The organism is Pseudoduganella sp. RAF19 (genome assembly GCF_052114165.1).
Taxonomy (GTDB): Bacteria; Pseudomonadota; Gammaproteobacteria; order Burkholderiales; family Burkholderiaceae_D; genus Rugamonas.
Genome location: NZ_JBFREF010000003.1, coordinates 518,357 through 535,684, shown reverse-complemented (window position 1 = coordinate 535,684; position 17,328 = coordinate 518,357). Strand labels below are relative to the sequence as shown.

Genomic DNA, 17,328 nt, shown 5'->3' with positions numbered 1-17,328 from the left:
GGTTAAATGACGTTGGCCAGCCAGGGCTGGTTCGCCAGATGACGCTCTTCGTAGGCGCGGATAGCGTCGGCGTGACGCAGGGTCAGGCCGATATCGTCGAGTCCATTCATCAGGCAGTATTTGCGGAAGGCGTCGATCTCGAAGGGGTAAGAGACACTACCATTGCTGGTCACCACACGCTGGTTTTCAAGGTCCACTACCAGGCGGTAACCCGGGAAAGCCTTGACTTCATTGAACAGATGGTCGATCTGCGCTTCGGTCAGCACGACAGGGAGAATGCCGTTCTTGAAGCAGTTATTGTAAAAGATGTCCGCATAGCTTGGCGCGAGGATAGCGCGGAAGCCGAACTGATCGAGCGCCCACGGCGCGTGTTCGCGCGAGGAGCCGCAGCCGAAATTCTTACGGGTCAGGAGAATCGAAGCGCCCTGGTAGCGCGGCTGGTTCAGCACGAAGTCCGGATTCAGCGGACGCTTGCTGTTGTCCATGCCCGGTTCGCCGTGGTCAAGGTAGCGCCACTCGTCGAACAGGTTGGGGCCAAAGCCGGTGCGGTGGATGGACTTCAGGAACTGCTTCGGAATGATGGCGTCGGTATCGACGTTGGCACGGTCAAGCGGTGCTACCAAACCTTCATAGACGGTAAATTTTTCCATGATCTCTTCTCAATGCCCGGTGCGCGCCGCGGGGCGCGCAATCCGGGCGTTCTTAGTGCCCACCCGCGCTGGTGACGACCTGCCCAGCTTTCTGAACGTCACGGCCGATGCCGGAAATGGTGTTGCAGCCGGTCAGAGCCAGGGTTGCGATAATCAGAGCGATGATGGTTTTCATTTTGGATATTCCCTAGTTTTATTTAGCGCATTGCGCGCACGTCGACGAAATGGCCGGCGATACCGGCTGCCGCTGCCATGGCGGGGGACACCAGATGGGTGCGGCCGCCCTGGCCCTGACGGCCTTCGAAATTACGGTTGGAGGTGGAGGCGCAACGCTCGCCCGGTTCCAGGCGGTCGGCATTCATGGCCAGGCACATCGAACAGCCAGGTTCGCGCCATTCAAAGCCGGCGGCCTTGAAGATCGCGTCCAGGCCTTCTCGTTCAGCCTGCTCTTTCACCAGGCCGGAACCCGGCACCACCAGCGCCAGCTTCACGTTCGAAGCGCGCTGCTTGCCGCGCACAACGGCGGCTGCGGCGCGCAGATCCTCGATGCGCGAGTTGGTGCAGGAACCGATGAAGACTTTGTCGATACGGATGTCTTCCATCGGGGTATTCGGATTCAGGCCCATATAGACCAGCGCCTTTTCCATGGCGTCGCGCTTGACCGGATCTTTTTCCTTATCCGGATCGGGCACGCGGCCATCGATGGACGTCACCTGCTCGGGCGAAGTGCCCCAGGTAACTTGCGGGCGGATCTCGGCGGCATTCAGCATCACCACCAGGTCGAACTTGGCGCCCGGGTCGGATTGCAGGGTGCGCCAGTAAGCCACGGCGTGATCCCAGTGCGGACCGGCCGGCGAGAACGGACGGCCTTTGACGTAGTCGATAGTGGTCTGGTCGACCGCCACCATGCCGGCGCGTGCGCCCGCTTCGATGGCCATATTACAGACGGTCATGCGGCCTTCCATCGACAGCGAACGGATGGTGGAGCCGCCGAATTCGATGGCGTAGCCGGTGCCGCCCGCGGTGCCGATCTTGCCGATCACGGCCAGCACGATGTCCTTGGCCGTCACGCCCGGCGGCAGCGCGCCGTCGACCTGCACCAGCATGGACTTCGATTTTTTGGCCAGCAGGCATTGCGTCGCCAGCACGTGCTCCACTTCGGAGGTGCCGATGCCGTGTGCCAGCGCGCCGAATGCGCCGTGGGTCGAAGTATGCGAATCGCCGCACACCACGGTCATGCCAGGCAGGGTCGCGCCCTGCTCCGGGCCGATGACGTGCACGATGCCCTGGCGCTTGTCGTTCATATTGAAGTAGGTCAGGCCGTAGGACTTGGTGTTCTTGTCCAGGGTTTCGACCTGCAGCCGCGAGACTGGATCTTCAATACCGTGCGAGCGGTCGGTGGTCGGCACATTGTGGTCGGCCACCGCCAGGTTGGCGGAGACGCGCCACGGGTCGCGCCCAGCGTCGCGCAGGCCGTCAAATGCCTGCGGGCTGGTGACTTCGTGTACCAGATGGCGATCGATGTAAAGGAGTGCGGTGCCATCTTCCTCGGTCCGCACGACGTGGGATTCCCAGAGTTTGTCGTAAAGCGTTTTCATGCTGCAGCCTGATTAGGTGATCCTATTTGATTATGCCATATTTTGTGCAATGCAAAACCAAGCCCGGTTTCCGCCTCGTGAGCGCGTGCCTGAATGGCTGATGAACCTCAAACCTGGTGGCTGCCACGTCGTGGCAGCCACCTGCTTTCGGTTCCCGAATATGAAAAAAGCCCGCGACCCTTTTGTAAGGGTTGCAGGCTCCTGGTATTTCTTGTGCGGTGTTTTAAGCCGCCATTCGTACACTGCTCCTGCAACCATCCATCAGGAAGGATAGGCCAACTACTAGCACTAGTTCGCCTTCCGCCGAGCGGGCGGTGCCGGTAATGCCGTCAACGGTCAGCGCGGTCATCGGTTTGATCACCAGATCGGCAGTACCGTCCACGGCTTCCACGGCCAGGATATAAGGTTGCGGTGCGTTGATGACGATGCCCACGCGCTCCGAGCACAGCTCGTAGCCCAGCGCACCAGCCAGCGTGCGTACCGGCAGTGGACGGCCCTGGTCTTTCAGCACCGGGGCGCCGCCCACTTCCATGAATACTTCCGGCAGTTCGACCACGCGCTCGACCACCGCCATCGGCAGCGCCAGCAGTGCGCCGGAGGTGGACACCAGCATGGTCGGCACGATCGACAGTTCGATCGGCAGGCGGATGGCGAACTTGGTGCCCTTGCCCAGCGCCGATTCGATGTGGATCGCACCACGGTTCTTTTCCACGGCGGTCTTCACCACATCCATGCCGACGCCGCGGCCGGACACGGAGGACGCCACTTCCTTGGTCGAGAAGCCCGGCAGGAACACCAGCTGGTAGCATTCGTCGTCCGACAGGTTGGCGCTTGGGGAAATCAGGCCCTTCTCGCCGGCCTTGCGCTTCAGCGCGACCGGGTCCATGCCCTTGCCGTCGTCCTGCAGCACGATCATGACGGAGTTGGCCTCCTGCCATGCTTTCAGCGAGATGTATGCCTTGGCCGGCTTGCCCTTGGCGACGCGCTCGTCCGGTGCTTCCACGCCGTGGTCCAGCGCGTTACGCAGCATGTGCACCAGCGGATCGTACAGGCTGTCCACCACCACGCGGTCCACTTCGGTTTCCGCGCCTTCGATGGTCAGTTCAACTTCCTTGCCCAGATCCTTTGCCAGTTCACGTACCAGTCGCGGGAACTTCTGGAACAGGCGGCCGACCGGCTGCATACGCGTCGCCAGCGTGGCGCGCTGCAGTTCGGTGGAGTAGCGCGAGGCGCGTTCCAGGGTTTCAGTCAGGGCCGACATCAGCGATGCCGCCTGGCCTTCAAACTTGAACTGTTGCAGGCGTTCCAGCAGCACGGCTGCCTGGTTGGCGGCCTGCACGGATTCGCCGGCCACTTCCAGCAGCGCGTCCAGCTTGACGGCGTCGATACGAATGGATTCTTCTTTGGCCGGCGCCGAGGTCGGACGCTCGGCCGGAGCGGAGCGTGCTTCGACAGCGGCGGCGCGGCCTTCGCTGGCTTCCGCTGGCGCGGCAGCGGCAGCAGGCGCTGCTGCTTCGCCGCCGGCAGGACGGGTGTAAGAGCCAGGCGGCATCACGGCTTCATACATGCCTTCCCAGTCCAGGCCATCGGCCGACGCCGCGGCAGCAGCAGGTGCGGCAGCGGCGGCGCTTGCCGCAGGCGCAGCAGCGGCCGGGGCGGCGGCAGGCGCCGGAGCAGCTTTTGCGGCAGGCTTGGCCGAGGTTTTTTTGCCTTCGATGGCGTCCTTCAGAATCGCTTCCAGATCGCCCGGCATGGCGCCCAGGCTTTCCGGCGCGGCGCCATTATTCAGTTCTGCCAGCTGGTCTGCCACGAAGCCGGATGCTTGCAGTGCGGCTTCGATCGACAGCGGCGTGACCGGCGCGGCGCCGGTGCGCAGCGCGTCGAACAGGTTTTCGGTCAGGTGGCAGGCGGAAACCAGCGCACCCAGATTCATGAAGCCTGCGCCACCCTTGATGGTATGGAAGGAGCGGAAAACGGCGTTCAGTGTTTCTTTATTGTCGGGGTCACGTTCGAGGCGCAGCAGGTGCTCTTCCACGTTAACGGCCAAGTCCATCGCCTCGACAACGAACTCCTTGAGCATATCGTCCATTAGAATCCCAGATCAGCAAGCAGGTCGTCCACACTGTCCTGAGTCAGGGCCACCGTCGGAGCGGACGGACCGGACATCAGCGACACCTCTTTCTGCGCGATCTTCTCGCGCACCTCAACCGGGGCATTGTCTTTCAGCAGCTGGGCCAGCTCCTGCTCGACCGTCTTGGTGATGACGACGACTTTTTTGATCAGTTGACCGGTAATATCCTGGAAATCCTGGGCCATCATGATTTCCAGCAGACGGGCCTTCTCGGCTTCGGTCGCTTCCGACACCGCCTGCGCGAAGGCACGCGAATCGCCTGCCAGAGTCTTAAATTCATCGATACTGAGCTTGCCTGCGAACAGGTCGGCCCAGCGGTCTTCCATTTCCTTGGACTTCTTCGACAGCACGTCCTGGGCAGGCATGCCATCGTCCAGCGTATTCAGCACTTTGTTGGCGGCCTGCTCGGTCAGGGTCGCCACGTATTCCAGGCGGTCCTGGGCATCCACGATCTGGGTGGAAGCCTCGGTCAGAGCCTTGTCGTAACCCAGTTCGCGCAGCGAGTCGTGCAGCAGGCGGACGATGCCGCCCAGACGCTCAAACATCGGGTTATCGCTACCAGCGCCGGCATGCTCGCCAGCTTCAGCCTCTGCTGCAGGCGCAGCGGCAACTGGTGCAGGCGCAGCGGCCGCAGCAGGTTCAGCGGTACGGCTGGCCGAGATTTCATCGAACAGATTTTCCAGATCGTCTTCTGCGGAAGCGGCGGCAGGTGCCGGAGCGGCGGCTGCCGGAGCCGGTGGCGCACTGTTCCGCTGCGCGGATACTTCCTCGAATAATGCGTCGAAATCATCAGCGGCGTCGGTCATAATCCCTGCTTCTCCATATCAAAAATGTTGCTGCCGTATCTTTGCCGGCGTATTACTGATGATGCCCGGCAATATTAACGCACTTACGCGAGTGTAGCAGGGGGGCGGCCCTCAGTTCAATCTCTCCCTTTGCATTCCCAGTCACTGAATGCAGATTGTTGTATTTGGGCGCTCTCTGAAAATGACGAATTTGCAGCTTGTTTGCGTCCAAACATGATGTTTCTTGATAAATATCAAGTCTTTACAAGCAAACAATAAGCGAAAACAGGGCTACAATGAGTGTAGGATCCCCATAAAGGAGGCTTGTATGTACCGGAAAATCCTGATTACGACCGACGGTTCGGCAGTTTCCGCCAAAACCGCCTGTGCCGGAACAAATTTCGCACAGCAGATGGGCGCCGAAGTCCTTGCACTGTTTGTGGCGCCGGAGTACCAGTACCCAATTTATGTGGAAATCATCCCGCCCAGCTACCCCAGTGAAGAGGAATACCGGGCGGCGATGCAGCGGGCCGGGAACGAGCACGTGCAGCCTATCCTGGAATCCTGCGCCAAGAAAAGCGTGCGGGCGGAAGGGATGACGGCCTTTGCGGAAAGCGCGGCGCTGAAAATCGTGGACGTGGCCGAGAAGAATGGCTGCGACCTGATCTTCATGGGCTCGCATGGCCGCAGCGGCTGGGGCCAGTTGCTTTTGGGCAGCGTGACCAATAAAGTGCTGTCGCACTCGAAGATCCCGGTGCTGGTACACCGTTTGATCAAAGACCCGACGCCGATTGAATAAGACAAGTAGCGCCGGCACGCTCAAGCGTGTCCTCAATGTTAACTAATACTTACAATTATTAAAATAACCATGATTCGAATTGTCATTGCCGACGACCACACCATCATGCGCGAGGGCCTGAAGCGCATTCTTGACGGGGCACCGGACATTGACATCGTCGGCGAAGCCATCGACGGCTTCGAAGTACTGGGCCACGTGCGCAAGGGCGGCTTCGATCTGCTGCTGCTCGACTTGTCCATGCCGGGCCGCAGCGGCGTCGACCTGATCCGCCAGATCAAGAGCGAGGCGCCCAAGATCGCCATTCTCATCCTCACCATGCACGAGGAAGAACAATATGCCGTGCGCGCCATCCGCGCCGGCGCCCAAGGCTATCTGACCAAGGAAAGTGCGGGTACCCAGCTGGTGGGCGCGATCCGCAAAGTGGCGTCGGGCCGCCCCTATATCAGTACCGAAGTGGCGGAACAGCTGGCCCTGAACATCATGCAGCCCAGCGAGACACTGCTGCACAAGCAGCTGTCGGACCGCGAATTCGAAGTCTTCTCCTTGCTGGTGGGTGGCAAATCCATCACAGAAATCGCCAACGGCCTGCACCTGAGCGTGAAAACCGTGAGCACGCACAAGACCCGCATCATGCAAAAAATGGGGATGGCGTCGCTGTCGGAAATGGTGCAGTACGCTGTCGCGCACAAACTGCTGTCTCCGTTTAAGACCTAAGCGAGCTGTCTCTGAAAATTCGGAATATTCCTACAGCCCTACGCGCCCTCCTACGCCCATATTCAGCGCTTTGCTGATATGAAAGCAAAACCTCTGTTGGCATACTGAAATCATCACGCTTGAGTTGCCGGACGTTCACACGCTTACCGGCAACATAAAAACCCGCAAGCGACCTGTCCAGAATCAGGAGATGAGAATGCTCTCAACGCAATCGTCCGACGTTCGTGCGGGCGCGCCCACTTCCCCCATGGAAGCAGGACGCCAGCGCCAGGGCCGCCTCTGGTCCAACCTGAAAGAAGTCTGCGAACTGCTGCACATTCCCGTTTGCCCCATCAATGTCGACGAGCTGCTGTTTCAGCATGTGCAGTTCAAGACCGGCCAGCGCATCCACACCATCGGCCAGCCTTTCGACATGCTCTACGTGGTCAATTCGGGCTTCCTGAAAACCGTGCTGATCGACGAATTCGGCAACGAGCAGGTGCTGGCCTTCCCGATGAAGGGCGACCTGCTGGGAGTCGACGGCATCCACACCCGCCACTACTCTTCCGAGGCGGTTGCGCTGTCGGACTGCGACCTGATTCTGCTACCCTTCAAAAAGCTGACCGCACTGGGCCGCATCCATCTGGAACTGGAAAACATGATGTACGGCGTGATGAGCCGCGAACTGGTGCGCGAACAAGCCATGATCGGCATGCTGGGCGCGCTCAGCGCCGAAGCCCGCGTGGCGCGCTTCCTGGTGTCGCTGTCGGAACGCTTTGCCCAGATGGGCTATTCCAGCAAACTCTTTAATCTGCGCATGACGCGCCACGAGATTGGCTCCTACCTGGGCCTGACTCTGGAAACCGTCAGCCGCACCCTATCCGCATTCAATGAAATCGGCCTGATCAGCGTGGACCAGCGCACCATCGGCATCAAGGATGTCGATGCGCTCAAGTGTCTGCGCCGGCTGCCGCCCTCCCGCGCCCGCAGCAAACTGCCGGGCCGAGGCAAAGCTGCCGCGCCGGCGGAAGCCCCAGCACCGCTGCTGGCTGCCCTCTGAACTTTCTCACCCAGCTTGGGCCCGCTTCGGCGGGTCTTTTTTTATTGACAAGCGGTTTCGTGCTCCTCATAATGCAAATGCGAATCATTCTTATTCAAGGACAAAAACAATGCACAGCACTGAGACCACCTCCCCCGCCACCGGCCTCGCACCTGCCGTGCCGCCAGCCGCGCCGCAAGTACCGCGCTACACCACGGCCGGCTTGATGCAGGACAAGCGTGAAATCGAAATCGAACACGCCGGCCGCATCTATCGCTTGCGCATTACCCAGCTGAATAAACTGATCCTGACCGCCTGATTTTCCCCCGCCAGCCAACCGCCCCAACGCGGCAGCCAGCCACCCAAGCCTTTGATGGAGTGACCATGGCTATCGACCAGAACGACCCGATCTTCCACGAACCCAATCAGCATCCGGAACTGATGCTCTCCGCGGTGCTGCACCTGATGTCGCACTACACCGCGAATGCCGGCGACAACGGCGGCTGCGTCAAGCTGGCGTCGGTTATCGAACGCCATTTGAAAGCGCTGTCCACCCTGCCCGGCCTGGCGCCAGTGCTGAGCGCGACCTGCCAGCAGCTGTCCGAGCAATGGGCGGCTGTCGTGGAACGCTCGCTGCCGCAGCCGCAGCCCAGCTTCCTGAGCCGCATCATGGGTCGCCAGCGTCCTGCCCCGCAACTCGCCTGATGGGGGTGCGCCATGTGCGATCAACACGAAGCGCTGCTGCCCGCCGCGCCAGCGCCGAGGCGGCGCCGCATCTGGGAACTGGGACATAACTGTCTCTGTCCATTGGTTGGCGTCGGCCTGCCCTTGCCGGTACTGCGCAAAGTAGTCGGCAAAGCGGCCGGCGGCACGCCGATCGCGAGCGATTACGAAATCCACGTCGGCACCGTGAGCGAATGCGGCAGCCGCAATCGCCTGTCCGAAGCGGTGCAGAAGGAACTGGAGCGCCGCTATGCCGTCACGCTGCAGCGCTTCCGCAGCGCCAAGGACAGCACTGCGCTGGAAGCCTTATGGCATAAGGCCGTATCCAGCGGCGATGTGTCCGGCGCCTTTTTCGCCGGCCTGACGCATCCGCACTGCACGCAGGCGCTGGAAGAACTGATGTGCCGCGACCTGCACATGATCCAGCACCAGGCAGGCGCCGTTGCCCGCGCCGATATTCAGCGCCTGAATGGACTCGCCACTGACAATGCCGTCCTCACCCGCGAGCTCGCGCGTCTGCAACAGCGCAGCGCAGCGGCGCAGCAGGAGCGCACGGCGGAACAGGAGCGCCACAACGTGGCCATGATGCAACTGCGCGCGCAGCTGATTGGGCGCGACAGCATCATCTCGTCGCTGCGGCAGGAACTGGAAGAGCTGCGCGCATCCATACCCGGCCTGGCCACACGCGAACGCCTGGCACGCCAGCTGGAACTGGCCGAAGAACGCGAACGCTCGCAACGGCAACAGATTGCCGACCTGCGCCGCGCGCTGAGCGAAGCGGAAAACGTGCGTGCCGAAGACACGCCGACGTGCCACGCCGCGCCTGGCAGCGACTCCGCGCCCGGACGCGCCCTCGCAGCAAGCCATCGCCTACCGGGCGACGCGGCGGCAGCCACGGAACCCGGTGGAGACGCGCGCCAGGCCGTCCTGCATGGCCGTCTCGCCGAGCGCCAGGTCGTCCTGCATGGCCGCCTCGCCGAACGCCATGTACTGTGCGTCGGCGGCCGCAGCGGCAACGTGGCCAGCTACCGTGCCCTGCTGGAGCAGGCCGGCGCGCGCTTCAGCCATCACGACGGCGGCCTTGAACACAACGCCAACCAGCTCGAATCCAGCCTGGCCTCCGCCGACCTGGTGATCTGCCAGACCGGCTGCATCAGCCACGCCGCCTACTGGCGCGTGAAGGACTACTGCAAACGCCACGGCAAACGCTGCGTTTTCGTCGACAAGCCCAGCCTCTCGACGCTGCAGCTCAAACTGGAAGAACTCGCGCAATAAAAAACGCCCCGTGCGCCGAAGCGCCCGGGGCGTTTGCTCAAACCAGAGACTGAAACCAGGTGGCTGCCACGATGTGGCAGCCACCAGTTTCATGCCCTTGGTTTAGAAGGTGTAAGCACCGCTAACGTAGAAGGTACGGCCGAAGACATCGGCGTAACGTGGGTCGAAGCCAACCTGGTGGCCCGAGGAGTTACGCAGCGACAGCGGCGGATCGCGATCCAGCAGATTCTTGATACCAGCGCGCAGCTGGACTGCCTTGGTCACGTTCCACTTGCCCTGCCAATCCCAGGTGATGTACGAAGGCACATCCAGACGAATCACTTCGTTCTTGTTGGTGGTCAGGTTACGCACGGTCGCTTCCGCGTCGGTGTAGCCGTTGCGGTAGTTGGCGATGATGGTGTTGCTGAACGCACCGGTGTCCAGGGTGGTGGTCCAACGGATCACGTGACGGAACGATACCTTGTTGTCGATACCGAAGAAGTTCATGTCGTTGGTCCACTGGTCGCTGGTACCAGGAACGGTGTAGTTCGACTTCAGCAGGTAGGTGCCGGCCAGGTTCGAGGTCAGGTTACCGAAACCGAACTTGTGACGCACGGTGGTATCCCAGTCGATACCTTGCTGGTGGGTGTGGCCGATGTTGATCGACAGCGACTTGAACGCCCAGTAGGTATTGCCGGTTGCTGGCTCGGTGTAGGTGGTGAACAGGTCACGGAACTTCACCGGATCGGCAAATGCCTGCTGCTCGGAGATCGCGGACACTTTGTCGTCGATCTTCACGTCCCACAGGTCGGCGCCGAAGGAGAAGGCATTGGTTGGCTCAACGCGGAAGCCCAGGGTGAACTGCTTGGACTTCTCTGGCTTCAGATCTGCATTACCGCCGGAGATCACGTTGTACTGGGTCTTACCTGGACGGCAGTAGTCAGCGCTCGCGATTGGGCAGTTGAAGTTACCGGCGGTGAAGCCGGCGTTAACCAGCGGCTGGCCAATGTCCAGCATCGAAGGCGCCTTGAAGCCGGTGCCGTAGGAACCGCGGATCAGCACGGACTGCACTGGCTGCCAGCGAGCGCTCACCTTGTAGGTGGTTGCGGATTCGCGGTTGCCCAGGGTGGTGCCGGTGATGCCGTTGTCGATTGCCGAGAACGAGTCGTAACGCACAGCTGCCGACAGTTCCACTTTCTTGATGACTGGAGCGGCCAGTTCGGCGAAGGCGCCGTAGCCGTCACGGGTCATGTCGTAAGCTGGAGGCGCGTTCAGGTTGTACACCTTGCCGGTCGCAGCAGCTTCCGATGGAGTCTGCTCGTACTTGTACTGGCGCCAGTCGCCGCCCACTGCGATGCTTGCCTTGCCGCCTGGCAGATCGAACAGTTCACGGGAACCGTGTGCGTCAACGCCCTTCAGGGTGGTCGATGCGGTACGGATCGAGCCGTGGAAGATCGAGTTGTTGATCAGCTGCTTGGTTGCGTCGGACTGTGCGCCGATAGGAGCGAACGGGTCGAAGGAACGGTTGGCCAGCATGTCGCGGAACTCTTTGTCCAGCGCGTAGCCGCCGACGTAGCGCTCGTCGATCGAGTTGCGCGACCAGGTCAGGCCGGTGTTGAACGACCATGCGCCGATATCGCCTTCAGCGCCAACCACCAGGTGCTTGGAGTCGGTGATGGTTTCGCTGTCGCGGGTGCCCCAGTCGTAGGTACGGTAGTTACCGGCTACGGTCTTCACGGATGCCGCCTGCTCCGGGGTCAGGTATGGCAGCACGTTGTCCTTGTAGTAGGACGAGGAAGTCGCGATGGTGAACGGCGCGGTGTTCGGTGCGATCTTCGCGGTCAGGTCCAGGCGGGACAGCGCGGTTTCAGCGAACAGGTTGATGTTCTCGGTCAGCTTGAAGGTGCCTTTGCCGAAGAAGCTGTCACGCTTGTTCTCTGGCACGATGCCCACGGTCTGCACGAAATCGAATGCGCAGTTCTGGGTGGTCGCGGTGTTGGCCAGGCTGATCTGGTTCATCGACGGGCAGGTGCCGTTCTTCTTCAGGTATGGGCTGAAGCCGATCGCAGCTTGCTTAGGATCGGTGAAGGTCACGGACACGTTGGCCGGCACGGTCGCGGTGGAGGTGCGGTCGTAGATGTAGTTGGTACCGTTGAAGGAGAACGGCACGTAAGCGGTCTTCGCGAATTCGCGATCGGTCGCTTTCATTTCGGTGCGCTCGTCGTGGCGGTAAGCGGCCACGATGGAGTAGCGGTCTTCTTCCAGATTGCCGAAGCCGAAGGTCAGGTTAGCGTAGCTTTGCTGGCCATGGGAGCTTTTCTCTGGCTGCTGGTAGCCTGCTTCGATGGTCGGCGCCTTGACGTTGGACTTCAGGATGAAGTTGATCACGCCGGCGATCGCGTCGGAACCGTACAGGGCGGATGCGCCGTCGGTCAGGATTTCCACGCGCTCAACTGCGCTCAGCGGGATGGCGTTCAGGTTGACAGCGGAACCGGAGCCCTGCGGCGCCACGCGGCGGCCGTTCAGCAGCACCAGGGTGTAGTCTTCGCCGATGTCGTGGATGGACGCGGAAACACGGCCACCGGAGTTGGTGCCGGCTGCGATTGCGTCAATGGTGAAGCCCTGCATGGCAGGCAGCGCCTGGATCAGGTCAGCTACGGTGGTAGCGCCGGTCTTGGCGATGGTTTCAGCGGACAGGCGCTGCACTGGCAGTGCGCCTTCGACGGCGATACGCTTAATTGCGGAACCGGTGATCTCGACGCGCTGCATCGCTTGTTCTTGGGCGAATGCCTGGCCGGCAAACAGTACCGAGCCAGCCAGCGCGGTCAGCGCCAGACGTACGGAGGTCACACCGATTTTTTCTTGGAATACCATTCATTACTCCTGAGTGTTGAAAACATCAATGAGCAATGGGAATTCCTGCGGACGCGCGCTGCTTGGTTACCAACCCGGGACTGCTTTGGGAGATGACAGAGCCATACGCCTAAACAACCGAAACATGGAAAGCTGAGCGACGAGTTGAAGACCTGCTATTGCTCATCGAGCAAGCATTATGCAAGTAGCTAAGAATGATTCACAGTACAAATATTACAAAGCTGAAATATATGGAGAATATTCGTTACATGACGAAGGCGACTAAACTTTGTTTGATTAATTCTTGATCAAACGTCGCTTATTTGCAACAATTGCTCAATAAACATCGCGGCGATAACGGCCGCTTCTTGCCAATTCAGCCATGGATGTGCTTGTAAATACTTGTTGCAGTGCTTTATCGACTCCAGCTGCCATGCCTTCCAGGCTGCCGCAGACGTAAATAGCGGCCCCCTGTTCCACCCAGGCGCGCAGGGTCGCCGCCTCCCGCAGAAGAAGGTCCTGCACGTAGATGCGTTCCGCCTGATCGCGGGAGAAAGCCAGATCCAGTTTCAGCATGCCGCCGCGCTGCAGCCCTTGCAGCTCTTCGTGGTAAAGGCTGTCATGAGCGGCATTGCGCTCGCCGAACAGCAGCCAGTTGCGCGTCTGCCCTGCCGCCACACGTGCGCGCAAGTGGCCACGCAGGCCCGCGATCCCGCTGCCGTTGCCGATCAGGATCAGCGGGCGTTGCGCATTCTCCTCCAGGCGGAAACGGCGATGTGCGCGCAGGCGCAGCGGCACCGAAGCGCCCAACGGCGCATCCTGCGTCAGCCAGCCGGATACAACGCCATGGCTGCCGTCCGTGTGGCGATGCAGACGCACCAGCAGATGCACGCGGCCATCCTGCGGCACGGACGCAATCGAGTATTCGCGCGGACGCTCAGGATCGGCGGGCGCCGCAATCTGTGCCAGGTCGCCCGATTGCCACGAGGGCAGCGGACCTTGTTCCGGTTCCAGCTCCAGGTGATAAATCGGCGCACCGGCGCTGCCCGGATTCAGCAGGCGGCGTTGCGCCAGCCGCCAGTTGCCGAAATCCGGAGCGCCCCAATCCGGCGCATCGCTGGTGCCCACCAGATGGCTCAAGTGCTTGCGCCACGCGGCGATGGAGTCCACGTTGCTGCGGTCTACTTCCACCCGCGCGAACAGCGGACGCGCGCCCTGTCCGTGCAGCCACGCGTCCAGCGCGCGGCCGAAACCGCAGAACGATGCATAAGCGCTGTCTCCCAGCGCCAGCACTGCGTAGTGCAGATGCTGCAATTGCAGGCCGCTGCGCGTCATCAGGCGCTGCACGAAACCGGCGGCGGCATCGGGCGCGTCGCCTTCGCCGTAAGTCGAGGTGAGGAAGAGAATACGCTCCGCGCTGCTGAGGTCATGATGCTCCAGTTCGTCGAACTCGCAGATGCGGCTGGGAATGCCGGCCACGCGTAAGGTTTCGCTGGTCTGGCGCGCCAGCTGTTCGGCATTGCCGGTCTGGCTTGCGTAGGCGACGATCCACGGGTTTGCACCGGCAGCCGCGCGCGCTGCATGCGCGGCTGCGCGCGCGCGGCGGTGGCGCAGCCAAGGCGCAAGGCATACCAGGCCATAGCTGGCCAGGCAGGCAGCTGTCAGGGCAAGGCGGGTGGTGTCGTTCGTCAGTATCATTCGTCGTCAAGCATTTGCCGGAAACGGCTGCTCATCGCTTCGCGCAGGACATCGCCCTCGCGCAGCAGGAAGCGGGCAGCCAGTCCCTGTTGTTCGGCCAGCGCAAGGCCGGCCTGCGCGCCCAGTACAGTGAGCGCGGTAGACCAGGCATCCGCTGCCATCGCCTGTTCATGGACGACGGTCACGGATGCCACATTGTTCGCAATCGGCGCGCCGGTGCGCGTGTCGATGGTGTGCGCGAAGCGCCGCTCGTCGCGCATGAAGTAGCGGCGGTAATCGCCCGAGGTGGCGACCGCAAGGCCATGCAGCGCGACGGCGATGTCGGCCACGCCCGCAGCCGGCGTTTCAAGCGATACCCACCACGGCTGGCCGTCAGGCTTGAAGCCCGCGCCGCGCAATTCACCGCCCACTTCAACCAGATAGTGATGTATGCCCTGCCCTTCCAGCCACAGCGCCAGCGCATCCACGCCATAGCCTTTCGCCACGGCCGACAGGTCGAGTTGAATGCCGCCGGGCTGGAAAGCGCGGCGGCGCGGCCGGTCCAGCTCTACCTCGCGCATCGTCAGACGTTCGCGGGCATACGCCACCTGCTGCCCGCTCGGCGGCTCGAATCCCGGCTCGTCATAACGGCGCGCGGGACCGAAGCCCCACAGGTTCACCAGCTCGCCCGCGCAGGGATCGCAAGCACCGTCCGACAGGCGCGATACGTTCATCGCATACGCCAGCACGGTAAAGAAGGCTTCAGGCAGCGTGTGCCAGGTGCCAGCGCCCGAACGATTGAAGCGGCCCAGGTCCGAGTCCGGCTCCCAGTGGCTCATCTCGGCCACAACCGCATCGAGCTGCTGCTGCAAGCCCCGCTGCAGCCATGGTGCATCGGCGCCCAGCACCACGCGCGCCGACCAGGTGGTGCCCATTGTCTCGCCACGGAAGTCATGAACGCGCCCTTCCGCCATCGGCGTTTCAGCCGAAATGGCAGGCGGCAGCAGGACGCGTCGTGTACTCATCTTCGTGTGCTCATCTATTACTGAGGCAGCACTTCCACCGTTGCAGCGTACGTCACGCGGCGCGGCGGCATTTGCGGCGGCTGGCCCGGCTGGGCTGGCGGCATCGCAGGCCAGCTGCTGGTGACCAGATACATGCCCGCAGCCGGAATGGTGAAGGTGATTTCGCCTTTCGCATCGGTGTTCTGGCGAATCTCGCCCAGCGTGCCGCGATAGCGCACACCGCCCGGAATCATGCTGAAGGCCTGATTGGCCGCAGGCTTACCGTCCAGCAGGAAGCGCCAGGTGGCCTTCTCGCCCGCACGCATATCGTTCGGATGGGTGACCGGCACCAGCTCCAGGCCCACACCGGTCGGCTTGAATACGGCGTCGTCGGTCTTGTTCGCGCTGGCGAACGTCTCCAGGCGGCTGTCGGTACGCGACACTTTCAGCTCTTCCGCATTGGCCGGCACTTCTTTCGCCATCTCGGCTTCGTTGCCGCGCCAGCGTTTCGTTTCGCCATTGACTTTCCAGCTGGCGAACACGCTCTGCGACACCAGCGCCACCTTGTAAGTGCCTGGCTTGGCCATCTTCACGTCGAAGGTCGAGCGCATCTTGCCGGTGCTGGCATTTTCCAGTGGCACGGTGGCGCCGTCCGGGCCGGTGACAGTGATGCCATCCAACTTGACCGGCAAATGGTCGATATCGAACAAGCCCTCCGAGACGGCCGCGTCGACCGTAATCCAGGGCTCTTTCGCTTCCACATAGGTAGACGATGGCAGCAGCCATGGCTTGTGGGCGTGCGCGCTGACGGCAGCACCAGCCAGTGCCAGTGCGATCAGGGTTTTAGCGAATTTCATGGCCGGTCCTTATGGCTTGAGTTGAACAACCACGTTGCCCACTTCTTCCTTGCCCTTGGCAGGAATGTTCTGCGCCGACTTCGGCGGCCAGGCCACAGGCACCTTCACGACTTCGCGGCCACCCGCTTCGCGCGCAACTTCCACCAGCACGGTGTACTCGCCGGCCGGCAGCTTGGCCAGCGTGTCTTTCGCGCCGGGGAAGGTCAGCGTGTGTTCACCAGGGCTGCGGGTGGCGCCGCTCACGCCATCCATCGGCATCTGCACATCGCGGCCGGACTTGCGCCACCACTGGCGCATATCCTTCAGCCACTTGCTGCCCGCGTTGTCCTTCTTCTTCACGTCGTACAGCACGGCCAGATTGCTTACCACTTTCTGGTCCGAGTTTTCCAGCCAGGCCGCCACATAAGGACGGTGGTATTCGGCGACGTTCAGTTGCGGGATGTCGAGCTTGAGCGCCAGGTCGGCGGCCATCGCATTGGCGCTGGCCAGCGGCACGGCGAGAGCGATGGAATAGTGAAGTTTCATGGTGGTCCTTAATGAATGAACAGCAGAGCAATAACGAAGGGGATCAGCACGCCCAGCCCGACCATCGGCCAGGTGAACGGCCGCTTGGCCGCGTGGAACTTCAGGATCAGCAGGCCGGTAACGCAGAACACCAGGCAGGACACGGCGAAAATATCGATGAACCAGTTCCAGGCCGCGCCGGTATTGCGGCCTTTGTGGACATCGTTCAGCCACGAGATCCAGCCACGGTCGGTGTTTTCGAACTCCGCCGCGCCGTCATCGAGGCCGATGCGCACCCAGGCATCGCCGCCGGCTTTTGGCAGCGGCAGATAGACTTCATCGGATGCCCATTCGGCGGTGCGACCGCCTGCCTGAAGCGACCAGGTAGCGAGCAGCCAGCGCTCCGCCGCTGCCGGCAGCGGGGCTTTGTCGCCGTCATGGCCGCTGGCGAAGGCTTTGAGTTCCTTCAACAGCGGCGCCGGCGCCATGGCCTGCTGGCGGACGACGGAGGGCTTGGCTTCGATCTGGCTGGCGTGGTTCAGCGTTATGCCCGTGATGGCGAAGAGGAACATGCCCAGCAGGCACAGCGCGGAGCTGATCCAGTGCCACTGGTGCAGGTTCTTCAGCCACACGGCGCGCGACGCTGCCTGGGCTTGCGTAAGGTCTGGACCGCTCAATGTTGTCGCTTTCAAATATGGTGTGCCAGACATCATATCACTTGTAAATGCAATTGAGAACCATTATCATTTGAATCCCCAATC

Annotated in this window: 17 protein-coding genes; 6 read left to right on the top strand and 11 right to left on the bottom strand. The window is 61.7% G+C overall.

What is annotated here, in order from left to right:
* Nucleotides 1-2: 2 nt before the first annotated feature.
* The 5 genes from leuD to AB4Z19_RS10285 all read right to left on the bottom strand — a co-directional run bounded on the left by leuD (nt 3) and on the right by AB4Z19_RS10285 (nt 5,185).
* Nucleotides 3-650: a 3-isopropylmalate dehydratase small subunit gene (leuD, locus tag AB4Z19_RS10305; protein WP_442035203.1), complete on the bottom strand. Its 648-nt coding sequence runs from the start codon at nt 648-650 to the stop codon at nt 3-5.
* 52 nt (nt 651-702) lie between these two features.
* Nucleotides 703-825, bottom strand: a complete 123-nt coding sequence (locus AB4Z19_RS10300) for an entericidin A/B family lipoprotein (protein WP_442024402.1) — start codon at nt 823-825, stop codon at nt 703-705.
* Nucleotides 826-847: 22 nt separating this feature from the next.
* Nucleotides 848-2,248 carry a 3-isopropylmalate dehydratase large subunit gene (gene leuC / locus AB4Z19_RS10295; RefSeq protein ID WP_442024404.1) on the bottom strand — a complete coding sequence of 467 codons (1,401 nt, stop codon included), beginning with the start codon at nt 2,246-2,248 and terminating at the stop codon, nt 848-850.
* Between the two features lie 223 nt (nt 2,249-2,471).
* The gene (locus AB4Z19_RS10290; protein ID WP_442024406.1) at nt 2,472-4,337 is read right to left on the bottom strand and encodes a chemotaxis protein CheA; all 1,866 of its coding nucleotides are present in this window, start codon (nt 4,335-4,337) and stop codon (nt 2,472-2,474) included.
* On the bottom strand, nt 4,337-5,185 hold the full coding sequence (locus AB4Z19_RS10285; protein ID WP_442035202.1) for a protein phosphatase CheZ: 849 nt from the start codon (nt 5,183-5,185) through the stop codon (nt 4,337-4,339). Before AB4Z19_RS10285 ends, AB4Z19_RS10290 begins: the two co-directional genes overlap by 1 nt.
* A gap of 307 nt (nt 5,186-5,492) precedes the next feature.
* On the opposite strand from AB4Z19_RS10285, the gene AB4Z19_RS10280 reads away from it, so the two are divergent.
* From AB4Z19_RS10280 to AB4Z19_RS10255, 6 genes are all read left to right on the top strand, one after another.
* The gene (locus AB4Z19_RS10280) at nt 5,493-5,963 is read left to right on the top strand and encodes a universal stress protein (RefSeq protein WP_442024410.1); all 471 of its coding nucleotides are present in this window, start codon (nt 5,493-5,495) and stop codon (nt 5,961-5,963) included.
* A 69-nt stretch (nt 5,964-6,032) separates the two neighbouring features.
* On the top strand, nt 6,033-6,677 hold the full coding sequence (locus AB4Z19_RS10275; protein WP_442024412.1) for a response regulator: 645 nt from the start codon (nt 6,033-6,035) through the stop codon (nt 6,675-6,677).
* Between the two features lie 247 nt (nt 6,678-6,924).
* On the top strand, nt 6,925-7,716 hold the full coding sequence (locus tag AB4Z19_RS10270; RefSeq protein WP_442035269.1) for a Crp/Fnr family transcriptional regulator: 792 nt from the start codon (nt 6,925-6,927) through the stop codon (nt 7,714-7,716).
* Nucleotides 7,717-7,825: 109 nt separating this feature from the next.
* A complete protein-coding gene (gene hemP / locus AB4Z19_RS10265) occupies nt 7,826-8,014 on the top strand; it encodes a hemin uptake protein HemP (protein WP_442028777.1) in 189 nt (62 codons plus the stop codon).
* 65 nt (nt 8,015-8,079) lie between these two features.
* On the top strand, nt 8,080-8,400 hold the full coding sequence (locus tag AB4Z19_RS10260; protein WP_442028778.1) for a hypothetical protein: 321 nt from the start codon (nt 8,080-8,082) through the stop codon (nt 8,398-8,400).
* A gap of 12 nt (nt 8,401-8,412) precedes the next feature.
* Nucleotides 8,413-9,693 (top strand): DUF2325 domain-containing protein, encoded by a 1,281-nt coding sequence (locus AB4Z19_RS10255; protein WP_442035201.1) that lies wholly within the window; start codon nt 8,413-8,415, stop codon nt 9,691-9,693.
* A gap of 102 nt (nt 9,694-9,795) precedes the next feature.
* On the opposite strand, the gene AB4Z19_RS10250 is transcribed toward AB4Z19_RS10255, so the two are convergent.
* The 6 genes from AB4Z19_RS10250 to AB4Z19_RS10225 form a co-directional block, all read right to left on the bottom strand.
* Complete coding sequence (locus tag AB4Z19_RS10250; protein WP_442035200.1) at nt 9,796-12,546, bottom strand: TonB-dependent receptor; 2,751 nt, start codon at nt 12,544-12,546, stop codon at nt 9,796-9,798.
* A gap of 315 nt (nt 12,547-12,861) precedes the next feature.
* Complete coding sequence (locus AB4Z19_RS10245; RefSeq protein WP_442035199.1) at nt 12,862-14,223, bottom strand: sulfite reductase subunit alpha; 1,362 nt, start codon at nt 14,221-14,223, stop codon at nt 12,862-12,864.
* On the bottom strand, nt 14,220-15,227 hold the full coding sequence (locus AB4Z19_RS10240) for an FAD:protein FMN transferase (protein WP_442035198.1): 1,008 nt from the start codon (nt 15,225-15,227) through the stop codon (nt 14,220-14,222). Before AB4Z19_RS10240 ends, AB4Z19_RS10245 begins: the two co-directional genes overlap by 4 nt.
* Nucleotides 15,228-15,244: 17 nt before the next feature.
* Nucleotides 15,245-16,063 carry a DUF4198 domain-containing protein gene (locus tag AB4Z19_RS10235; protein WP_442035197.1) on the bottom strand — a complete coding sequence of 273 codons (819 nt, stop codon included), beginning with the start codon at nt 16,061-16,063 and terminating at the stop codon, nt 15,245-15,247.
* A 9-nt stretch (nt 16,064-16,072) separates the two neighbouring features.
* Nucleotides 16,073-16,588: a DUF2271 domain-containing protein gene (locus AB4Z19_RS10230; protein WP_442026808.1), complete on the bottom strand. Its 516-nt coding sequence runs from the start codon at nt 16,586-16,588 to the stop codon at nt 16,073-16,075.
* Between the two features lie 8 nt (nt 16,589-16,596).
* Complete coding sequence (locus tag AB4Z19_RS10225) at nt 16,597-17,277, bottom strand: PepSY-associated TM helix domain-containing protein (RefSeq protein ID WP_442026814.1); 681 nt, start codon at nt 17,275-17,277, stop codon at nt 16,597-16,599.
* Between the last annotated feature and the right edge of the window lie 51 nt (nt 17,278-17,328).